The 15,621-nt window shown below is 66.8% G+C and carries 16 protein-coding genes; 3 read left to right on the plus strand and 13 right to left on the minus strand.

What is annotated here, in order from left to right; translation table 11 throughout:
* Both VB734_RS07500 and ilvD read left to right on the plus strand, forming a co-directional pair.
* Window positions 1–201 (plus strand): hypothetical protein (locus VB734_RS07500; RefSeq protein WP_323243231.1); only part of this gene is annotated, 201 nt, incomplete at its 5' end.
* Between the two features lie 50 nt (window positions 202–251).
* Window positions 252–1,922 carry a dihydroxy-acid dehydratase gene (ilvD, locus tag VB734_RS07505; protein ID WP_322781738.1) on the plus strand — a complete coding sequence of 557 codons (1,671 nt, stop codon included), beginning with the start codon at window positions 252–254 and terminating at the stop codon, window positions 1,920–1,922.
* On the opposite strand, the gene VB734_RS07510 is transcribed toward ilvD, so the two are convergent.
* The 7 genes from VB734_RS07510 to glpX form a co-directional block, all read right to left on the minus strand.
* Window positions 1,906–2,343 (minus strand): hypothetical protein, encoded by a 438-nt coding sequence (locus VB734_RS07510; RefSeq protein ID WP_322781737.1) that lies wholly within the window; start codon window positions 2,341–2,343, stop codon window positions 1,906–1,908. The two genes, ilvD and VB734_RS07510, sit on opposite strands and share 17 nt — an antisense overlap.
* Window position 2,344: 1 nt before the next feature.
* Window positions 2,345–2,899 carry a CIA30 family protein gene (locus VB734_RS07515; RefSeq protein ID WP_197162989.1) on the minus strand — a complete coding sequence of 185 codons (555 nt, stop codon included), beginning with the start codon at window positions 2,897–2,899 and terminating at the stop codon, window positions 2,345–2,347.
* A 14-nt stretch (window positions 2,900–2,913) separates the two neighbouring features.
* On the minus strand, window positions 2,914–3,645 hold the full coding sequence (gene pgl / locus VB734_RS07520; protein ID WP_322781736.1) for a 6-phosphogluconolactonase: 732 nt from the start codon (window positions 3,643–3,645) through the stop codon (window positions 2,914–2,916).
* Window positions 3,645–5,060, minus strand: a complete 1,416-nt coding sequence (gndA, locus tag VB734_RS07525) for an NADP-dependent phosphogluconate dehydrogenase (RefSeq protein WP_322781735.1) — start codon at window positions 5,058–5,060, stop codon at window positions 3,645–3,647. The genes pgl and gndA overlap by 1 nt, the downstream gene beginning before the upstream one ends.
* Window positions 5,061–5,173: 113 nt before the next feature.
* Window positions 5,174–6,469: a glucose-1-phosphate adenylyltransferase gene (locus VB734_RS07530; RefSeq protein ID WP_322781734.1), complete on the minus strand. Its 1,296-nt coding sequence runs from the start codon at window positions 6,467–6,469 to the stop codon at window positions 5,174–5,176.
* A gap of 121 nt (window positions 6,470–6,590) precedes the next feature.
* On the minus strand, window positions 6,591–7,901 hold the full coding sequence (locus VB734_RS07535) for a glutamyl-tRNA reductase (protein WP_197162996.1): 1,311 nt from the start codon (window positions 7,899–7,901) through the stop codon (window positions 6,591–6,593).
* A gap of 10 nt (window positions 7,902–7,911) precedes the next feature.
* Window positions 7,912–8,916 carry a class II fructose-bisphosphatase gene (gene glpX, locus VB734_RS07540; protein ID WP_197162998.1) on the minus strand — a complete coding sequence of 335 codons (1,005 nt, stop codon included), beginning with the start codon at window positions 8,914–8,916 and terminating at the stop codon, window positions 7,912–7,914.
* Window positions 8,917–9,082: 166 nt separating this feature from the next.
* Here glpX and rpe point away from each other — a divergent pair, with 166 nt between their 5' ends.
* Complete coding sequence (gene rpe / locus VB734_RS07545) at window positions 9,083–9,766, plus strand: ribulose-phosphate 3-epimerase (protein WP_197162999.1); 684 nt, start codon at window positions 9,083–9,085, stop codon at window positions 9,764–9,766.
* Between the two features lie 51 nt (window positions 9,767–9,817).
* Here rpe and ccsB read toward each other — a convergent pair whose 3' ends face one another.
* From ccsB to typA, 6 genes are all read right to left on the minus strand, one after another.
* Window positions 9,818–10,726 carry a c-type cytochrome biogenesis protein CcsB gene (gene ccsB / locus VB734_RS07550; RefSeq protein WP_322781733.1) on the minus strand — a complete coding sequence of 303 codons (909 nt, stop codon included), beginning with the start codon at window positions 10,724–10,726 and terminating at the stop codon, window positions 9,818–9,820.
* A 55-nt stretch (window positions 10,727–10,781) separates the two neighbouring features.
* Window positions 10,782–11,987 (minus strand): LptF/LptG family permease, encoded by a 1,206-nt coding sequence (locus VB734_RS07555; RefSeq protein ID WP_416223674.1) that lies wholly within the window; start codon window positions 11,985–11,987, stop codon window positions 10,782–10,784.
* A complete protein-coding gene (lptB, locus tag VB734_RS07560) occupies window positions 11,984–12,712 on the minus strand; it encodes an LPS export ABC transporter ATP-binding protein (RefSeq protein WP_197163003.1) in 729 nt (242 codons plus the stop codon). Before lptB ends, VB734_RS07555 begins: the two co-directional genes overlap by 4 nt.
* A complete protein-coding gene (locus VB734_RS07565; protein WP_322781732.1) occupies window positions 12,709–13,236 on the minus strand; it encodes an LPS-assembly protein LptD in 528 nt (175 codons plus the stop codon). The genes lptB and VB734_RS07565 overlap by 4 nt, the downstream gene beginning before the upstream one ends.
* Before the next feature lie 116 nt (window positions 13,237–13,352).
* Window positions 13,353–13,718 carry a DUF309 domain-containing protein gene (locus VB734_RS07570; protein ID WP_197163005.1) on the minus strand — a complete coding sequence of 122 codons (366 nt, stop codon included), beginning with the start codon at window positions 13,716–13,718 and terminating at the stop codon, window positions 13,353–13,355.
* Window positions 13,715–15,520, minus strand: a complete 1,806-nt coding sequence (typA, locus tag VB734_RS07575) for a translational GTPase TypA (RefSeq protein WP_322781731.1) — start codon at window positions 15,518–15,520, stop codon at window positions 13,715–13,717. The genes VB734_RS07570 and typA overlap by 4 nt, the downstream gene beginning before the upstream one ends.
* Window positions 15,521–15,621 lie beyond the last annotated feature (101 nt).

The raw sequence follows: 15,621 nt of genomic DNA on the forward strand, positions 1-15,621 counted from the left end.
GCTGAAGCCGAGCGCCGCCGCCTGGCCCAGCGCCAGCGGCGCAGCCTCACCCTCTCGCGCCTGCAGGGGGGCTCCCGCGACGTCGGCGACGGCGAACGCAGGCCCCTGCTGGAACGTGAACTGCAGCACAAGGTCAATGAGCTGAACCGGGCCATCGAAGACGTGCGTCGGCAGCTGGAGACCCTCAGCCCTGAATCCTGAGCCGCGGCAGCTCGCCTCGGTAGGTTGCTGGCGGTGCCACTGAAGGGTTCATGCTCCGTTCCGCCGCCATCACCGCAGGCGTTCAGCGTTCTCCCAACCGGGCCATGTTGCGGGCCGTGGGCTTCGGCGATGGTGATTTCAACAAGCCGATCATCGGCATCGCCAACGGCTACAGCACGATCACGCCCTGCAACATCGGCCTGAACGATCTGGCCCGTTGCGCCGAGGAGTCCGCCCGTCTGGCGGGGGCCATGCCTCAGATGTTCGGAACCATCACCGTCAGCGACGGCATCTCGATGGGCACCGAAGGGATGAAGTATTCCCTGGTGTCACGGGAGGTGATCGCCGACTCGATCGAAACCGCCTGCAACGCCCAGAGCATGGACGGCCTGCTGGCGATCGGCGGCTGTGACAAGAACATGCCCGGGGCGATGCTCGCCATGGCGCGCATGAACATCCCGGCGATCTTCGTGTACGGCGGCACGATCAAACCCGGCCGACTCGGCCCCTGCGACCTCACCGTGGTGAGTGCCTTCGAGGCGGTGGGTCAGTTCTCGGGCGGCCGCATCGATGAGGCGGAGCTGCTGGCGATCGAGAAGAACGCCTGCCCCGGCGCCGGCAGCTGCGGTGGCATGTTCACCGCCAACACGATGAGCTCGGCCTTCGAAGCCATGGGCCTGAGCCTGCCCGGCAGCTCCACCATGGCGGCCGAGGATCCGGAGAAGGCCGAAAGTGCTGCCCGCTCCGCCGAGGTGCTGGTGCGGGCCATCGAGGCGAACATCCGCCCCCGTGATCTGATCACCCGCGAGGCGATCGAGAATGCCATCAGCGTGATCATGGCGGTGGGAGGCTCCACCAACTCGGTGCTGCACCTGCTGGCGATCGCCCGCACTGCCGAGGTGCCGCTCACGATCGATGATTTCGAAACCATCCGGCAGCGGGTGCCGGTGATCTGCGATCTCAAGCCCAGCGGTCGCTACGTGACGGTGGATCTGCACCGGGCCGGAGGGATCCCCCAGGTGATGAAACTGCTGCTCGACGCCGGCCTGCTCCACGGTGACTGCCGCACCATCGAGGGCCTCACGCTCAAGGAGGTGCTCGCCGAGGTGCCCAGCGAGCCTCCTGCCGATCAGGAGGTGATCCGGCCCCTCTCCAATCCGCTCTATGCCAAGGGACACCTGGCGATCCTCAAGGGCAACCTGGCCGAGGAAGGGGCCGTCGCCAAGATCAGTGGCGTCAAGACCCCGGTGATCACCGGCCCGGCCAGGGTGTTCGAGAGCGAGGAGAGCGCCCTGGAGGCCATCCTCGCGGGTGGGGTTCGTGCCGGCGATGTTGTGGTGGTCCGCTATGAGGGCCCCGTGGGCGGACCCGGGATGCGCGAGATGCTCTCGCCTACCGCGGCGATCGTGGGGCAGGGCCTGGGAGAGTCGGTGGCGCTGATCACCGACGGCCGCTTCAGCGGGGGCTCCTACGGCCTGGTGGTGGGCCACGTGGCCCCCGAAGCCGCCGTGGGCGGCACCATTGCCCTGGTGCAGGAGGGGGACAGCATCACCGTCGACGCACACCAGCTGCTGATTCAGCTGAACGTGGAGCCGGCCGAGCTGGAACGGCGCCGCGCCGCCTGGGTGAAACCCGAGCCCCGCTACCGCACGGGTGTGCTGGGCAAGTACGCCCGTCTCGTGAGCAGCAGCAGCCTTGGGGCGGTCACCGATCAGGGCTGAGCAGGGCCCGCAGCCGCCGGGCCAGGGCCTCCAGCGCCGCACCGTCGGCAGGCCGCTCGCAGCGCTGGCCACTGTCACCATCCATCCAGACCGGGTGATGGCCTTGCCAGAGCATCGGTTGATCCGTTTGCTCAGGCCAGCTCAGCATCAGGTGGAGATCCCTTCCGCTGCGGTAGATCTCCAGCTCGATGTCGTTGCGCTCCGCCCGCTCACCATCCGCGCGGCGGCAGAGCAGCCGCAGGGTGCACTCCTCCTCCTCGCCCGACTCGGCTTCAGGGCCCGGCGAGATCAGCTCAGGTGCTCCGGAGCTGATCACCACCGCGTGGCGGTGGGGTTTCAAGCAGAGATCAGCTGCAGCCGCCACCCGCCTGAGCAGATCGTTGGGGCCGGGCCCATCAACGGCTTCGCTCAGGCTCTCCACCTCAGGGAACGGCCCGGATCGCCTCCACGCCCAGGCGCAGGGCACCGGCGCGGAAGCCGGGGTTGGGCCGGCCATCGTCGCCGAATTTCGAGTGCAGGATCTGCAGCCGGGTGATCCGGCTGGGATCGAAGCGCAGCAGCGGCAGGGTCATCGGCTGGGCCCGCACCGAGGCTTTCAGTTGCTCGAAGGGGATCTCCACCGTGGTGAGGCCCTCGGGGTTGGTGGCGAACTCGCTGACCCAGCGCAGCCCCCCCGGGATCAGCTCGGTGAGGCCGGCCACCCCATCGGCGCAGGCCACCGCCAGCTTGTAGCGCCGCCCGTCGCCGCGCAGATCGAGCTGGAGCGCCCGGTAGCCGCTCAGATCCAGGGGCGGTGAGAACAGCGGGGAGCGGCAGCTCACGAAGCCGCCCCCGGTTTCGATCACCTCCGCCTCCAGCACCAGCCCCGATGGCCCGCTGCGGCAGACGCCGCTGCTGCGTCCGCCCATGATGGTGTCGTTGAGCGCCAGCCAGCCGCTGAAGCCATCACCGCTCACCACCAGTAGGGGTGCCACCATCAGGGCCAGCTCGATCACTCCTCCAAGCCTGCCGCAGCGGCGGCATCGGCGAGGATCAACACAGGCTGGCGTGGACTCACCAGGCGGGCCGGCGTGCGCTCGGGTGATTCCTCGGGATCGAGCAGACGCCGCAGCGCCTGCTGTTTGCCTGCCCCACTCACCAGGAAGAGCACCTGGCGCGCGGCGCTCAGCACCGGTGCGGTGAGGGTGACCCGGGGAAGCCCTTTCCCTTCGCTCACCGTGGCCTCCCGGTCGATCACCGTGGTGGCTGGGGTGCCGGGAAACAGGGAGGCCGTGTGGCCGTCGTCCCCCAGACCCAGCAGCACCAGATCGAAGATCGGTGGGTCGCCCGGGCAGAGCCTGGCCACCGTGGCGGCGTAGGCCTCGGCGCTGGCTTCCGGGGTCTCCAGATCGGTGGGCACCGGCTGGAAGCGCGCCTCGGAGCCCGGGGCTTCCGCCAGCAGGGTCTGATGCAGCATCAGGGCGTTGCTGGAGGGGTCGTCGGCCGCCACCCAGCGTTCATCCCCAAGCAGCACATCCACCCGCTGCCAGGGCAGCCGCTCCCGTCCCAGCAGCCGGTAGGCGGCGGCGGGGGTGCCGCCACCCGCCAGGGCGATCTGGGCCCGGTCCCGCTGGGCCAGGGCCAGATCGATGCAGGCGGCGATGGTCTCGGCGGTGCGCCGGGCCAGCTCCTCAGCATCGGCGGCCACTTCGATCCGGTATCTGGCCGGTGGTTGGCTGCGCATCAGAGCCACTCGGTGTGGAAGCTGCCTTCGCGGTCCACCCTTTGGTAGGTGTGGGCGCCGAAGCAGTCGCGCATGGCCTGGAGCAGGTTCTGGGGCAGCCGCGCCGTGCGGTAGCTGTCGATGTAATCGAGGGTGCTGCTCAGGCAGGGCACGGGAATGCCCGCCAGGGCCGCACCCGCCACCACCTGTCGCAGGCCCGGCAGCCGTGCGTTCACCTGGTCGGCGAACCAGGGATCCATCATCAGATTGGCCAGATCCGGGTTGGCGTCGTAGGCGTTCTGGATCCGCTGCAGCAGCCTGGCACGAATGATGCAGCCCCCCTTCCAGATCTGGGCGATCGCCGAGAGGTTGAGGTTGTAGTCGTGCAGGCCGGAGGCCTCCACCATCAGGGCCATGCCCTGGGCGTAGCTGGCGATGCAGGCCAGCGTGATGGCATCGCGCAGGGCCGGCATGCCCTCGGCCGGATCGCCCAGCGCCACGGCCACCGCCTCCGGGCCGGGAATCACAGCGGCGGCCGCCTGGCGCTCCGCATGCAGGGAGCTCATCACCCGGCCGTTGAGGGCCGCGTAGATGGTGGGCACAGGCACCCCCATCTCCAGGGCGCTCACCACCGTCCACAGGCCGGTTCCCTTCTGGCCGGCCACATCGAGGATCTTCTCCACCAGATCCCCGCCATCCTCGGGATCGCGGGTGCGCAGGCAGACCTCGGTGATCTCCACCAGGTAGGAGGAGAGCTCCTCCAGCTGGTTCCAGCCGTCGAACACGTCGGCCATCGCCAGGCCATCCATGCCGGCGCTGCGCTTCATCAGGTCGTAGGCCTCCACCAGGATCTGCTCGATCCCGTACTCGATCCCGTTGTGGACGGTCTTGACGAAATGGCCGGCCCCGCCGGGGCCGATATAGGTGACGCAGGGCCCGTCCTCGACCTGGGCGGCCATCTTGCGCACCAGCCCCTCGATCGCGTCGTAGGCGGCCTTGGTGCCGCCGGGCATCATGCTCGGCCCCTCCAGGGCCCCCTTGGCGCCGCCGGAGACCCCCATGCCGATGTAGCCGAAGCTCTTGCTCTCCAGCTCCTTCACACGCCGCTCGGTATCGGTGTAGAGGGAATTGCCGCCGTCGATCAGCAGATCGCCGTCCTCCAGGAGAGGGGAGATCTGGGAGATCATGGCGTCGATCGGTTCGCCCGCCTTGATCATCATCAGGATGCGGCGGGGGCGTTCCAGAGCCCCGACGAACTCCTCGAGGGTGTGGGCCCCGATGATGTTCAGTCCGGCGGCCCGGCCATTCAGAAAGTCTTCGGTCTTGGCGTAGGTGCGGTTGAAGACGACGCTGGAGTACCCGTTGCGTTCAGCGTTGAGGACCAGGTTCTCGCCCATCACTCCGAGGCCGATCAGGCCGAAGTGTGCTTTGCTCATGAGAAGTTGGCGTGCAGGCCGTTCGGCCTTAGTGTGGCCTTGAGCCTGCCGGAACGCCGTTGACCCGGGCTCTGTGTCAGCAAGCGCTCAGATCGGCGGGGTGAGCCGTCGCTTCAGATCACGGTGCCGTCGGCGATGGTGGCGTTCTTCTCCACCACCACGATGCCGTTGCGGATGTAGAAGCCCAGCTCGGGGCGGTCGGCCTCCTCGATCCCGTCCTTGTTGACGATCGTGACGTTGCGCCCGATGCGGACATTCTTGTCGAGGATTGCCCGGCGCACGGTGGTGCCGCGGCCCACGCCAACAGGGATGCCGCCCCGTTCGCGCAGCACGGCCCGCTCCTCACTGGATTCGAAGAAGTCGGCCCCCATCACCAGGGTGTCCTGCAGGACGACCTCCCCTTCGATGCGGGAGCGCACTCCGAGCACGCAATGGTGAATGCTGCAGTTCTGGAGAAGTGATCCCTCACCGATGATCGACTGGGTGACCTGGGCATCCAGTAGTTTGCTGGGCGGCAGGTAGCGAGGCCTGGTGTAGATCGGGAACTTCTCGTCGTAGAAGGAGAAGGCCGGTTTCGGTTGGTCGGTCAGGGCCAGGTTGGCCTCATAGAAGGCCCCGATCGTGCCGATGTCCTCCCAGTAATCGTCGAAGAGGTAGGCCCTGAGATTGTCACCCTGGCCCAGGGCGGTGGGAATGATCTCCTTGCCGAAATCGGTGGAGCCGGGATTCTGCGCCAGCAGATCGAAGAGCGTGTCGCGGCTGAAGACGTAAATGCCCATCGAGGCCAGGTAGGGCCGGCGGGCGGCCTCGGCATCCGCCAGTCCCAGACGGGCGGTGTCCACTTTCATCGCCTCAAGGGCTGCACCCTTGGGTTTCTCGGAGAATTCACGGATGCGCCCGTCGACGTCGGTGCGCATCAGCCCGAACCCTTCGGCCTGCGCGGCATCCACCGGCAGGGCTCCCACCGTGAGGTCGGCGCCTGACTGGATGTGGTGATCCACGAAACGGCTGTAATCCATCCGGTACAGCTGATCGCCGGAGAGGATCAGGTATTGATCCACGTCCCATTCCTGAAACAGCCACTGGTATTTGCGCACGGCATCGGCGGTGCCTTCGAACCAGGTGGGGCTGTCGGGGGTCTGCTGGGCGGCCAGCACTTCGACGAACCCTTGCCCGAAGCCGGCGGAGAGGTTGTAGCTCTGCGTGAGGTGCCGGTTCAGGGAGGCACTGTTGAACTGCGTGAGCACGTAGATCTTGTTGATCCCCGAGTTGATGCAGTTGCTGATGGGGATATCGATCAGGCGATACTTGCCGGCCAGCGGTACAGCCGGCTTGGCCCGCATCTTGGTGAGGGGGTAGAGCCGGGTGCCGGCGCCTCCGCCGAGAATGATCGCCAGAACCCGCTTCATCACTGCCCTCCGAGACTGCTGCCGTCAGCGTGGGTGCACCGTACCGGATCGGGTGCCTCCAGAAGCCCGTACGCCAGGGCTGAACACAAAAACGTGGCGAGCCGCTGTAGCTCCGGCGACATCAGCTGTCCTCGTCCTCTCCGTCGAGGGCAAAGAGCTGATGCAGCACCTGCATCGCCTGGTGGCGCTGCTGGCGGGGCTGGGGTGCCCGAAGGTTGGTGACCGGGCTGTGCAGGATCTTGTTGATGATGCCCTTGCTCAGGGCCTCCACCACCTTGCGCTCCCGCACCGAGAGATCGGGACCCATCCGGCTGAGGGCCTTCTGCAGTTCCTGCTCGCGGATCTGTTCCAGCTGCTGGCGCAGGCGGTTGAGGGTGGGCACCGCCTCCAGTCCGTCCCACCATTCCAGGAACTGACGGGCCTCCTCCTGCAGCAGCCCTTCGGCCTCCACGGCGATGTCCCGGCGGGCCTCCTGGTTGCGGGTCACCACCTCCTGGAGATCGTCGACGTCGAAGGCGTCAACACCGACGAGCTGCTCCACGTCGGCGCTGATGTTGCGCGGCACACCGATGTCGATGAGCATCAGCGAGGAGCGACGGTTGAGGCCGCTGAGCCTGGCGGCGTCGATGATCGGCTCGTCCGCCGCGGTGCTGGTGAAGACCAGGGAACAGGTGCTCAGGCAGTGATCGAGGTCGCTCAGCGGGCGGCACTGGACGGGGAAATCAGGGAAATCGGCAGCCAGGGCCTCGGCACGTTCCGGCGTGCGATTGAGCAGCACCAGGCCGCGGCAGCCCTTGGCCTGAAGGTGCTGCAGCAGCAGACGGGCCATGCGCCCGGCCCCCACCACCGCCACCTGTTCCTGATCCAGTGGCACGAGCTCATCGAGGCCCCTGGCCTGGCCCACCTTGAGCTGGGCCAGCTCCACGGCGGCGGAGCTGATCGAGACAGCACCGGTGCCGAGGTTGGTTTCGCTGCGCACCCGTTTGCCGGTGCTCACCGCCTGGTTGAGCAGGCGGTTGAGAATCGGTCCGATCGAGCCGTGTTCCTGGCCCAGGCGCACCATCTTCTTCACCTGGGAGAGGATCTGACCCTCACCCAGCACGAGGCTGTCGAGGCCGGCGGCCACCCGCAACAGGTGCGCCACCGCCTCCTCGTGGTGGTAGGTGAACAGGTGGGGCGTGAGCTCCCCGAAGTCGAGCCCGGAGTGCTGGCTCAGGAAGGCACCCACGGCATGGATCCCCTGTTCGGGGCTGCGCAGCAGGGTGTAGATCTCGAGCCGGTTGCAGGTGCTGAGGATGGAAGCCTCGAGCACCTGGGAGTCCCCGCGCAGATTCTGGAGGGATTCCTCCATGGTCTGCTCGGGGATGCTCAGTCGCTCCCGGATCTCGACCGGAGCCGTGCGGTGGCTGAGGCCGACGACGGCGATGTGCATGGGAGGGTGCTCAGCGCAGGGCGACGCTCTTGGCGCCGGGCTTGATGTGGATCGTGTCGGTGAAGCGGGCCGTGGTGTCGAGGGAGCTGATGATCAGGCTGCTGGTGCGGGTGCAGTCTCGCTCGAACACCACACCCTTGAACAGCAGGCCCGGGGTGATCCCGCTGCCGGCGAAGACAACGTTCTCACCGGAAGCGAGCTCCTCGGCTTCATAGACCTTGTCGATGTCGGTGATGCCCATCGAGTTCAGCCGCTCGATGTTGCCTTCCTTGGTGTAGTCGGCCCACTCGCTGGTCTGGGCGATGGCGGGGTCATACACCAGCTGTCCCTGGAAGTGGCCGCCGAGGCAGCGCAGCGCCGCCGCGGAGATCACCCCCTCGGGGGCGGCGCCGATGCCCATCAGGCAGTGGGTGCCGGTGCCGGCGAAACCGCAGGCGATCGCTGCCTGCACGTCCCCGTCACTGATCGGCTTCACCCGGGCGCCGGTGGCCCGGATCTCGGCGATCAGATCCTTGTGGCGGGCGCGGTCCATCACAACGATCACCAGGTCGCTGGCGGGCATGCCCAGGCACTCGCTCAGGATGGCGATGTTCTCGGTGGCGCTCTTGCGGATGTCCACCTTGCCCTTGGCGGCCGGGGGCGCGGCCAGCTTCTTCATGTAGAAGTCGGGGGCGTTGAAGAGTCCGCCGCGGTCCGAGGCGGCGAGCACCGCCATCGAGCCGTCCTGGGCGTTGGCGCAGAGATTGGTGCCTTCGCAGGGATCCACGGCGAAATCGACACCGGGGCCTGTGCCGCTGCCCACTTCCTCGCCGATGTAGAGCATCGGGGCCTCATCCCGCTCACCCTCGCCGATCACGATCCGGCCCTGCATGGCGATGGAGCCCATGCGGGTGCGCATCGCCTCGACGGCGGCGGCATCGGCCTCATCTTTCTTCCCGAGTCCGGTGAGGTGGGCGGAGGCGATGGCGGCCTGCTCAACGACTTCGAGCAGTTCCTGAATGAGGGTGCGATCCACGACGGTCCGGCAGGGGGGAGAGAAGGCGTCAGCAGAAAGACAGGCAGACCAGCTGCGGCAAGGTCTTTCCGACAAGAAGCGGGCGTCACTGTATCAGCGCCTCGCGAGACCCCTCTCCACGCGTTCCTACAATCCATGGGCTCCCTCGCCCCCGGTGGCCCCAACCATGAGCACGAAGCCTCTGGTGATCGCCCCGTCGATCCTTTCCGCTGATTTTGCCCGCCTCGGTGACGAGGTGAGGGCCGTAGACGAGGCTGGAGCCGACTGGATCCATGTCGACGTCATGGATGGCCGATTCGTTCCCAACATCACCATCGGCCCGCTGATCGTCGAGGCCCTCCGCCCCGTCACCAGCAAGCCCCTCGATGTCCACCTCATGATCGTGGAGCCCGAGCGCTATGTGGGGGATTTCGCCAAGGCCGGCGCCGATCACATCTATGTGCAGGTGGAAGCCTGCCCGCACCTCCACCGCAACCTGGGTCAGATCAGGGACCTCGGCAAGAAGGCCGGAGCGGTGCTCAACCCCGGCACTCCGCTGGAAACCCTCGAATACTGCCTCGAGCTCTGTGATCTGGTGCTGATCATGAGCGTCAACCCCGGCTTCGGCGGCCAGAGCTTCATCCCCTCGGCGGTGGAGAAGGTGCGCCGCCTGCGCCGGATGTGCGACGAGCGCGGACTCGATCCCTGGATCGAGGTGGACGGGGGCCTCAAGGCCAACAACACCTGGCAGGTGGTGGAAGCCGGCGCCAACGCGATCGTGGCTGGTTCGGCCGTGTTCAATGCTCCCGACTACCGAGCGGCGATCGAGGGCATCCGCCACAGCCGCCGTCCTGAGGCCGTGCTGGTCTGAGCAGGGGTTCGGCACTCCGGAACGGGGACCGGGCTTCGGCCCGGCTTCCCGTCAGGCGCCCAGGAACCAGCCGTAGCTGTGCAGGCCGATGCCCAGAAGGTTGACGCCGATGTAGCAGACGACGATCACCACCAGGCCGGCGGCCGCCACCATGGCTGGTCGGCGTCCCTGCCAGCCCCGGCTCAGCCGGCTGTGCAGATAGGCGGCGTAGACCAGCCAGCAGATCAGGGCCCAGGTTTCCTTGGGATCCCAGCTCCACCAGCTGCCCCAGGCTTCATTCGCCCAGACGGCTCCGCTGACCAGGCCCACTGAGAGCAGCAGGAAGCCCACGGTGATCGTGCGGTAGCTGAGGCTGTCGAGTTGCTCGCTCACCCCGATCGAGATGCTGCTCAGGCGCAGCTCGCCCGCATCAACGGCGAGCTTGGCCTGGCGATAGCCTCCGCTGCCGATGGAGCTGCTGCGCAGTTGCAGGTCCTGGCCGCGATCGGTGACGAGCACCGCCACTGAGAGCAGCGATCCCACCAGGAGAGCGGCATAGCTCACCATGATCACGCTCACGTGCATCACCAGCCAGCTGGAGCGCAGAGCCGGCACCAGGGGGGAGGCCTCCTGCAGCCGGTCGGGCAGGGCGAAGCTGGCGAAGGCGAGGCAGCCCAGGCCCATGGGGGTGGCCGCAGCCGGCACCAGCGGACTGGCCCAGGATCGCTCCACCAGCAGCTGGGTGAGGGTGCAGGCCCAGGCCAGGAAGCAAAGGGATTCGTAGAGATTGCTGATCGGGAAGTGACCGGAGTCCCACCAGCGCAGGGTGAGCTGGGCCGTGAGGCTCAGATTGGCGGCCGCCACCAACAGACGGACCGGACTGCTGGAGCGGCCGCCGCTGAGGCTCCAGAAGGCCAGGGGCAGCGCCACCAGCAGCAGCGCGAAGGCCAGCAGGCCGAGGGAGAGAACCGGATCGTTCACAGAAGCTCGCTCGGGGCGGGGCGGATCTGCCGACCAGTCTGCCTGCAGGCCCGGCTCAGCGGCTGGCCTGGCGTAACAGGAGCAGCCCGAGCATCAAGCCGATCAGCACCGGAGACCAGGCCGCCAGCAGTGGGCCGAGCGTGCCTTTCACCCCCAGCGAGCTGAAGATGAAGGACATCAGGTAATAGGAGAAGATCAGCAGCACGCTGATGCCGAACCCCTGGCTGCGGCTCGTGCGGGCATCGGGCCTGACCCCGAGGCTGCTGCCGATCAGGCCGAACACCAGGCAGATGGCCGGGAAGGCGAACTTCTCCTGGATGCGCACCCGCAACCGCCGTGCCTCCTTCTGATCCCCTGCTTCCCGCAGCAGAATCTCAGCACGCAGAGCCTCCGACACCGACATGCTGGCCGCATCCTTGGGCAGGGCCGCCAGCTTGAGGGGCCCCTGGTCGAGGGGGTAGAGATAACGATCGAACTTGGCTGAGGTGGTGGTTTCGCTGTCGCCCACCAGCACGATCTGTCCGTCGCGGAATTCCCACATTCCCGCCTCATCGTTCCAGGTGCCCTTTTTGGCCTTGAGAATCTGAGTTCCGCTGGGACGGCTGAAATCGAGGACCGTGACTTCCTCCATCTCTCCATCCTTGAATTGCCGTGAGTAAAACAGCTGGGAGAGGTAGCGTTCGCTGCCGGTCTCATCCAGCTTGCTGGGGCGACGGCTGAAGCGGGAATAGATGATGTTGCTGCCCTTCTCCGCCGCGATCGCTTTGCCCAGGGCCTGATTCAACGTGTTGGTCGCCTCAAGGTTGGCGCTGGGAACGATCAGGTCGTTGAACACGAAGGTGAGCAGGCTCATCAGCACCGCCACGACCAGGGCCGGCAGCACCATGCGCCAGGTGCTCACCCCCACGCTGCGCAGGGCGATCAGTTCGCTGTTGCTCGAGAGCGTGCTGTAGGCCAGCAGGGTGGCCATCAAGGTGGCCATCGGGAAGGACAGCACCAGGAAACCGGGCATCCGCAGGCCGAGCACCTGCAGGGCCGTGAGCAGCGGCAGACCTGATTCGGCCACTCGACGCACCAGCTCGAAGACCACTCCCACCGAAAGCGAGACCGCCGTGAAGGCAGCGATACCGAACAGAAGCGGACCCATCAGCTCGTTGGTGAGCCAGCGATCCATCAGGGGCAGCCGCTGCCAGGAGACCATGAACGGCCTGAGCACCCGTTGAACCGCCGGCTTGGTCTGTGTCTTGGTGGACGCGCTCACAACTGAAATCCCTCGCCCAGATAGTGACGTCTCACCAGGGGGTCGCCGGCCACCTCCGAGGAGGGGCCCGAGGCGAGAATGCTTCCCTCGGTGAGGATGTAGGCGCGATCGGTGATGGCCAGCGTCTCGCGAACGTTGTGGTCGGTGATCAGCAGGCCCATGCCCCGCTGGCGCAGGCTGCCGATCAGAGCCTGCAGATCGGCCACCGCCAGGGGATCGACACCCGCGAAGGGTTCATCCAGCAGAAGATAACGAGGCCCGTTGCTGCCCACGGCCAGGGCCCGAGCCACTTCACAGCGTCGGCGCTCTCCACCTGAGAGCTGGAAGCCCCGGCGGTGCTGGAACCGGCTGAGATGAAACTCCTCGATCAGCTCCTCCAACCGCTGGCGTCGCATCCGCAGCGGAGTCCCGCTCTGCTGCAGGGCCAGCTGCAGGTTCTCGCGGGCCGTGAGCTGGCGGAACACACTGGCCTCCTGAGGCAGGTAGCCGATGCCCAGCCGTGCTCGTTTGGGCATCGGCAGGCCCTCGACCCGGTGGCCGTCCAGAAGCACCTGACCCCTGTCGGGCCTGAGCAGACCCGTCACCAGGTTGAAGGTGGTGGTCTTGCCTGCACCGTTGGGTCCCAGCAGACCCACCACTTCTCCGGGTTCCAGCGCCAGGCTCACCTCCTTCACCAGGGGACGGCCGCCCAGGCTCAGAGTCACGCTCTCCAGGGAGAGACTCATCGAAGCGGCGGCGTGATGGGCTGGGGTTGGGCTCCCGGCGGCTGAACCTGGGGTGCGGTCTGGATCAAAAGTTTGCTGAACACCTGCTGCCCTTCCAGGGGCTGGGCCAGGGCCCGCTCCTGCTCCACCATGTAGGTGACCCGGTCGGCCCTCAACAGGTTGCCATCGTCCTGGATCACATCCACATCCCCGCTGAGAATGATCATCCCCTCCCGGGTGAAGTACTGAGCCTGGCGGGAGGTGGCCACCACCCGGCGGTCGGGATAAACGATCCGGACGTTGCCCGTGGCGGTGATGATGCCGGTGACGTTATCGGCCTGCTGGCGGTCGGATTCGATCGTGACCTGGCCGGTGGCGGGAGGGGTTGCCGGAGCTGCCGGCGCCTGATCCGCAGCCGGACCCACCTGATCACCGGGCTGGATCGTCTGGGCGTGGCCGTTGGCCGTTGCAGCCAGCATCAGGAGCATGGCTGCCAGGGCCGGCAGCACCGGATTTCGCCTAGGCCACAGGGGTGGTTCGGACATCTCGACGGGGCTCACCTGGACAGTGCTCACATCTCGGAGGCAGTGATGGGTCTTGAACCCGGTCTGGTCAGGCAATCTACGGGCCGATGCAGGAAGCCCAGCGCCCGGGCGGACGCTCAGGCCTGCGGCCGCAGGCCGGGAAGGGGCAGTCCTGATGGATCATCGCCTGCCTGCAGGCAGCGCAGGCGGGCGGAGCTGGTCTGGCGCAGGTGGTCGAGGTCGAGGCCGAGGGCCTCTGGACCGCAGCGGGCCAGACGGCCTACCCCTTCCCCCAGCAGGACAGTGGCGCCCCGCTGGTTGCCCCGCTCCAGATGGAGGTGGGCCACGGCGATCTGCAGCACCCCCTGGAGCACGGTCCGATCCGGACCCAGGGTTTCATGCCACAGCTCCTCGAGCCCGTCGTGGCAGGCGTACCACTGACCGGCGTTGAAGAGATCGACCGCCTGCCGGAAGCGGGGATCGTCCTCGAGAGCCTCGCTCAACGCTTGGCGGGCTTCTTCGCCGGCAGCTTGCGCAGCCGGATCGATTCCGGCGTCACCTCCAGCATCTCGTCGGGGCCGATGTATTCCAGTGCCCTCTCCAGGGTCATCTGGATCGGTGACTGAAGGGTGTCGAGCACCTCGGCACCGGCGGAGCGGATGTTGGTGACCTGCTTGGCCTTGCAGACGTTGAGTTCAAGGTCGGGCGGACGGTTGTGCTCGCCGACGATCATGCCCTTGTACACCTTGGTGCCAGGGGTGATGAAGAACTGGCCCCGGTCTTCGGCCCCCTTCAGGGCATAGAAGGTGGCAGTGCCTTCCTCGTAGGCGATCAGCACGCCATTGCGGCGCGCATCGAAATCGCCCTGCATCGGCCGGTACTCGAAGAAGGAATGGCTCATGATCCCCTCGCCCCGGGTGGCCCGCACGAACTCGCCGCGGAAGCCGATCAGGCCCCGAGCCGGAACGACGAACTCCAGCTGGGTTCGGCCATCACTGCCGGTCTCCATGTTCTGCATCTCACCCTTGCGCATGCCCAGCTTCTCGATGCAGCTGCCGACGGCGTCCTCGGGGACATCCATCACCAGGGTCTCCACCGGCTCGCAGGGGGTGCCATCGATGGTGCGGAAAATCACCTGGGGCTGCGACACCTGGAATTCGAAGCCTTCCCGTCGCATCGTCTCGATCAGAATGCCGAGGTGGAGTTCACCACGCCCACTCACGGCGAAGCGATCCGGGGAATCGGTGTCCTCGACCCGCAGGGCCACGTTGGTGAGCAGCTCCTTCTGCAGGCGGTCACGTAGCTGGCGGCTGGTGACGAACTTTCCTTCCTTGCCAGCGAAGGGGGAATCGTTGACCACGAAGGTCATCTGCAGGGTGGGTTCATCCACCCGGATCAGCGGCAGGGCTTCGGGGTGATCAGGGCAGGCGATGGTCTCACCGATGTTCACCTCATCGAAACCGGCCACGGCCACCAGATCACCGGCGCGGGCCTCGGCGATCTCCACCCGGGCGAGGCCTTCGAAGCCCAGCAGCTTGCTGATGCGGCCGCGCTTGATGCTGCCGTCGTCGCGGATGAGGGCGGCCGGCTGCCCAGCCTTGATCGTTCCGTTGTGGACCCGCCCGATCATGATCCGCCCGAGAAAATCGGAGTAGTCGAGCGTGGTGACCTGCAGCTGCAGCGGCTTGGCGGGATCTCCCACCGGCGGTGGCACGTGGCGCAGGATGGCGTCGAAGAGCGGCTTCATGGTGTCGCTCTCGGTGGCCATGTCGGGCTTGGCGTAACCCCCCATGCCGCTGCCGAAGAGATAGGGGAAGTCGCACTGGTCGTCGTCGGCGCCCAGCTCGAGGAACAGGTCGAGCACCTTGTCGACGGCCTGCTCAGGGTCCACCCGGGCCCGGTCGATCTTGTTGACGAACACGATCGGCCGCAGTCCCTGCTCGAGGGCCTTCTTGAGCACGAAGCGGGTCTGGGGCATCGGCCCCTCGTTGGCGTCGACGATCAGCAGCGCCCCGTCCACCATGCCGAGCACCCGCTCCACTTCACCGCCGAAATCGGCGTGGCCAGGGGTGTCGACGATGTTGATGCGGGTGCCGGCGTAGGTGACCGCCGTGTTCTTGGAGAGAATCGTGATGCCGCGCTCGCGCTCCAGGTCGTTGGAGTCCATGACGCAGGTGGGCACGGCCTCCCCTTCGCGGAAAATGCCCGATTGCTGAAGCAGGGCATCCACCAGAGTGGTCTTGCCGTGGTCCACGTGGGCAATGATCGCGATGTTGCGGATCGATGCGCTCTGATTGGCGCTCATACGGGATCTCTCGCTTAATCTTGTCGGCAGCAACCGAGACGGTTGCAACAATCCATCACCTTATCCCAGCACCACCTGGAAGGCTCGGGCTGAATCGGTTA

Source organism: Synechococcus sp. BA-124 BA4 (assembly GCF_034931165.1).

Coding starts and splice junctions, on each gene's coding strand:
- pgl (WP_322781736.1), bottom strand. CDS start 3,645: ATGCGCAGCCAACCACCGGCCAGATACCGGATCGAAGTGGCCGCCGAT.
- VB734_RS07530 (WP_322781734.1), bottom strand. CDS start 6,469: ATGAAGCGGGTTCTGGCGATCATTCTCGGCGGAGGCGCCGGCACCCGG.
- rpe (WP_197162999.1), top strand. CDS start 9,083: ATGAGCACGAAGCCTCTGGTGATCGCCCCGTCGATCCTTTCCGCTGAT.
- VB734_RS07515 (WP_197162989.1), bottom strand. CDS start 2,899: ATGGTGGCACCCCTACTGGTGGTGAGCGGTGATGGCTTCAGCGGCTGG.
- lptB (WP_197163003.1), bottom strand. CDS start 12,712: ATGAGTCTCTCCCTGGAGAGCGTGACTCTGAGCCTGGGCGGCCGTCCC.
- VB734_RS07535 (WP_197162996.1), bottom strand. CDS start 7,901: ATGCACATCGCCGTCGTCGGCCTCAGCCACCGCACGGCTCCGGTCGAG.
- VB734_RS07565 (WP_322781732.1), bottom strand. CDS start 13,236: ATGTCCGAACCACCCCTGTGGCCTAGGCGAAATCCGGTGCTGCCGGCC.
- gndA (WP_322781735.1), bottom strand. CDS start 5,060: ATGAGCAAAGCACACTTCGGCCTGATCGGCCTCGGAGTGATGGGCGAG.
- typA (WP_322781731.1), bottom strand. CDS start 15,520: ATGAGCGCCAATCAGAGCGCATCGATCCGCAACATCGCGATCATTGCC.
- ilvD (WP_322781738.1), top strand. CDS start 252: ATGCTCCGTTCCGCCGCCATCACCGCAGGCGTTCAGCGTTCTCCCAAC.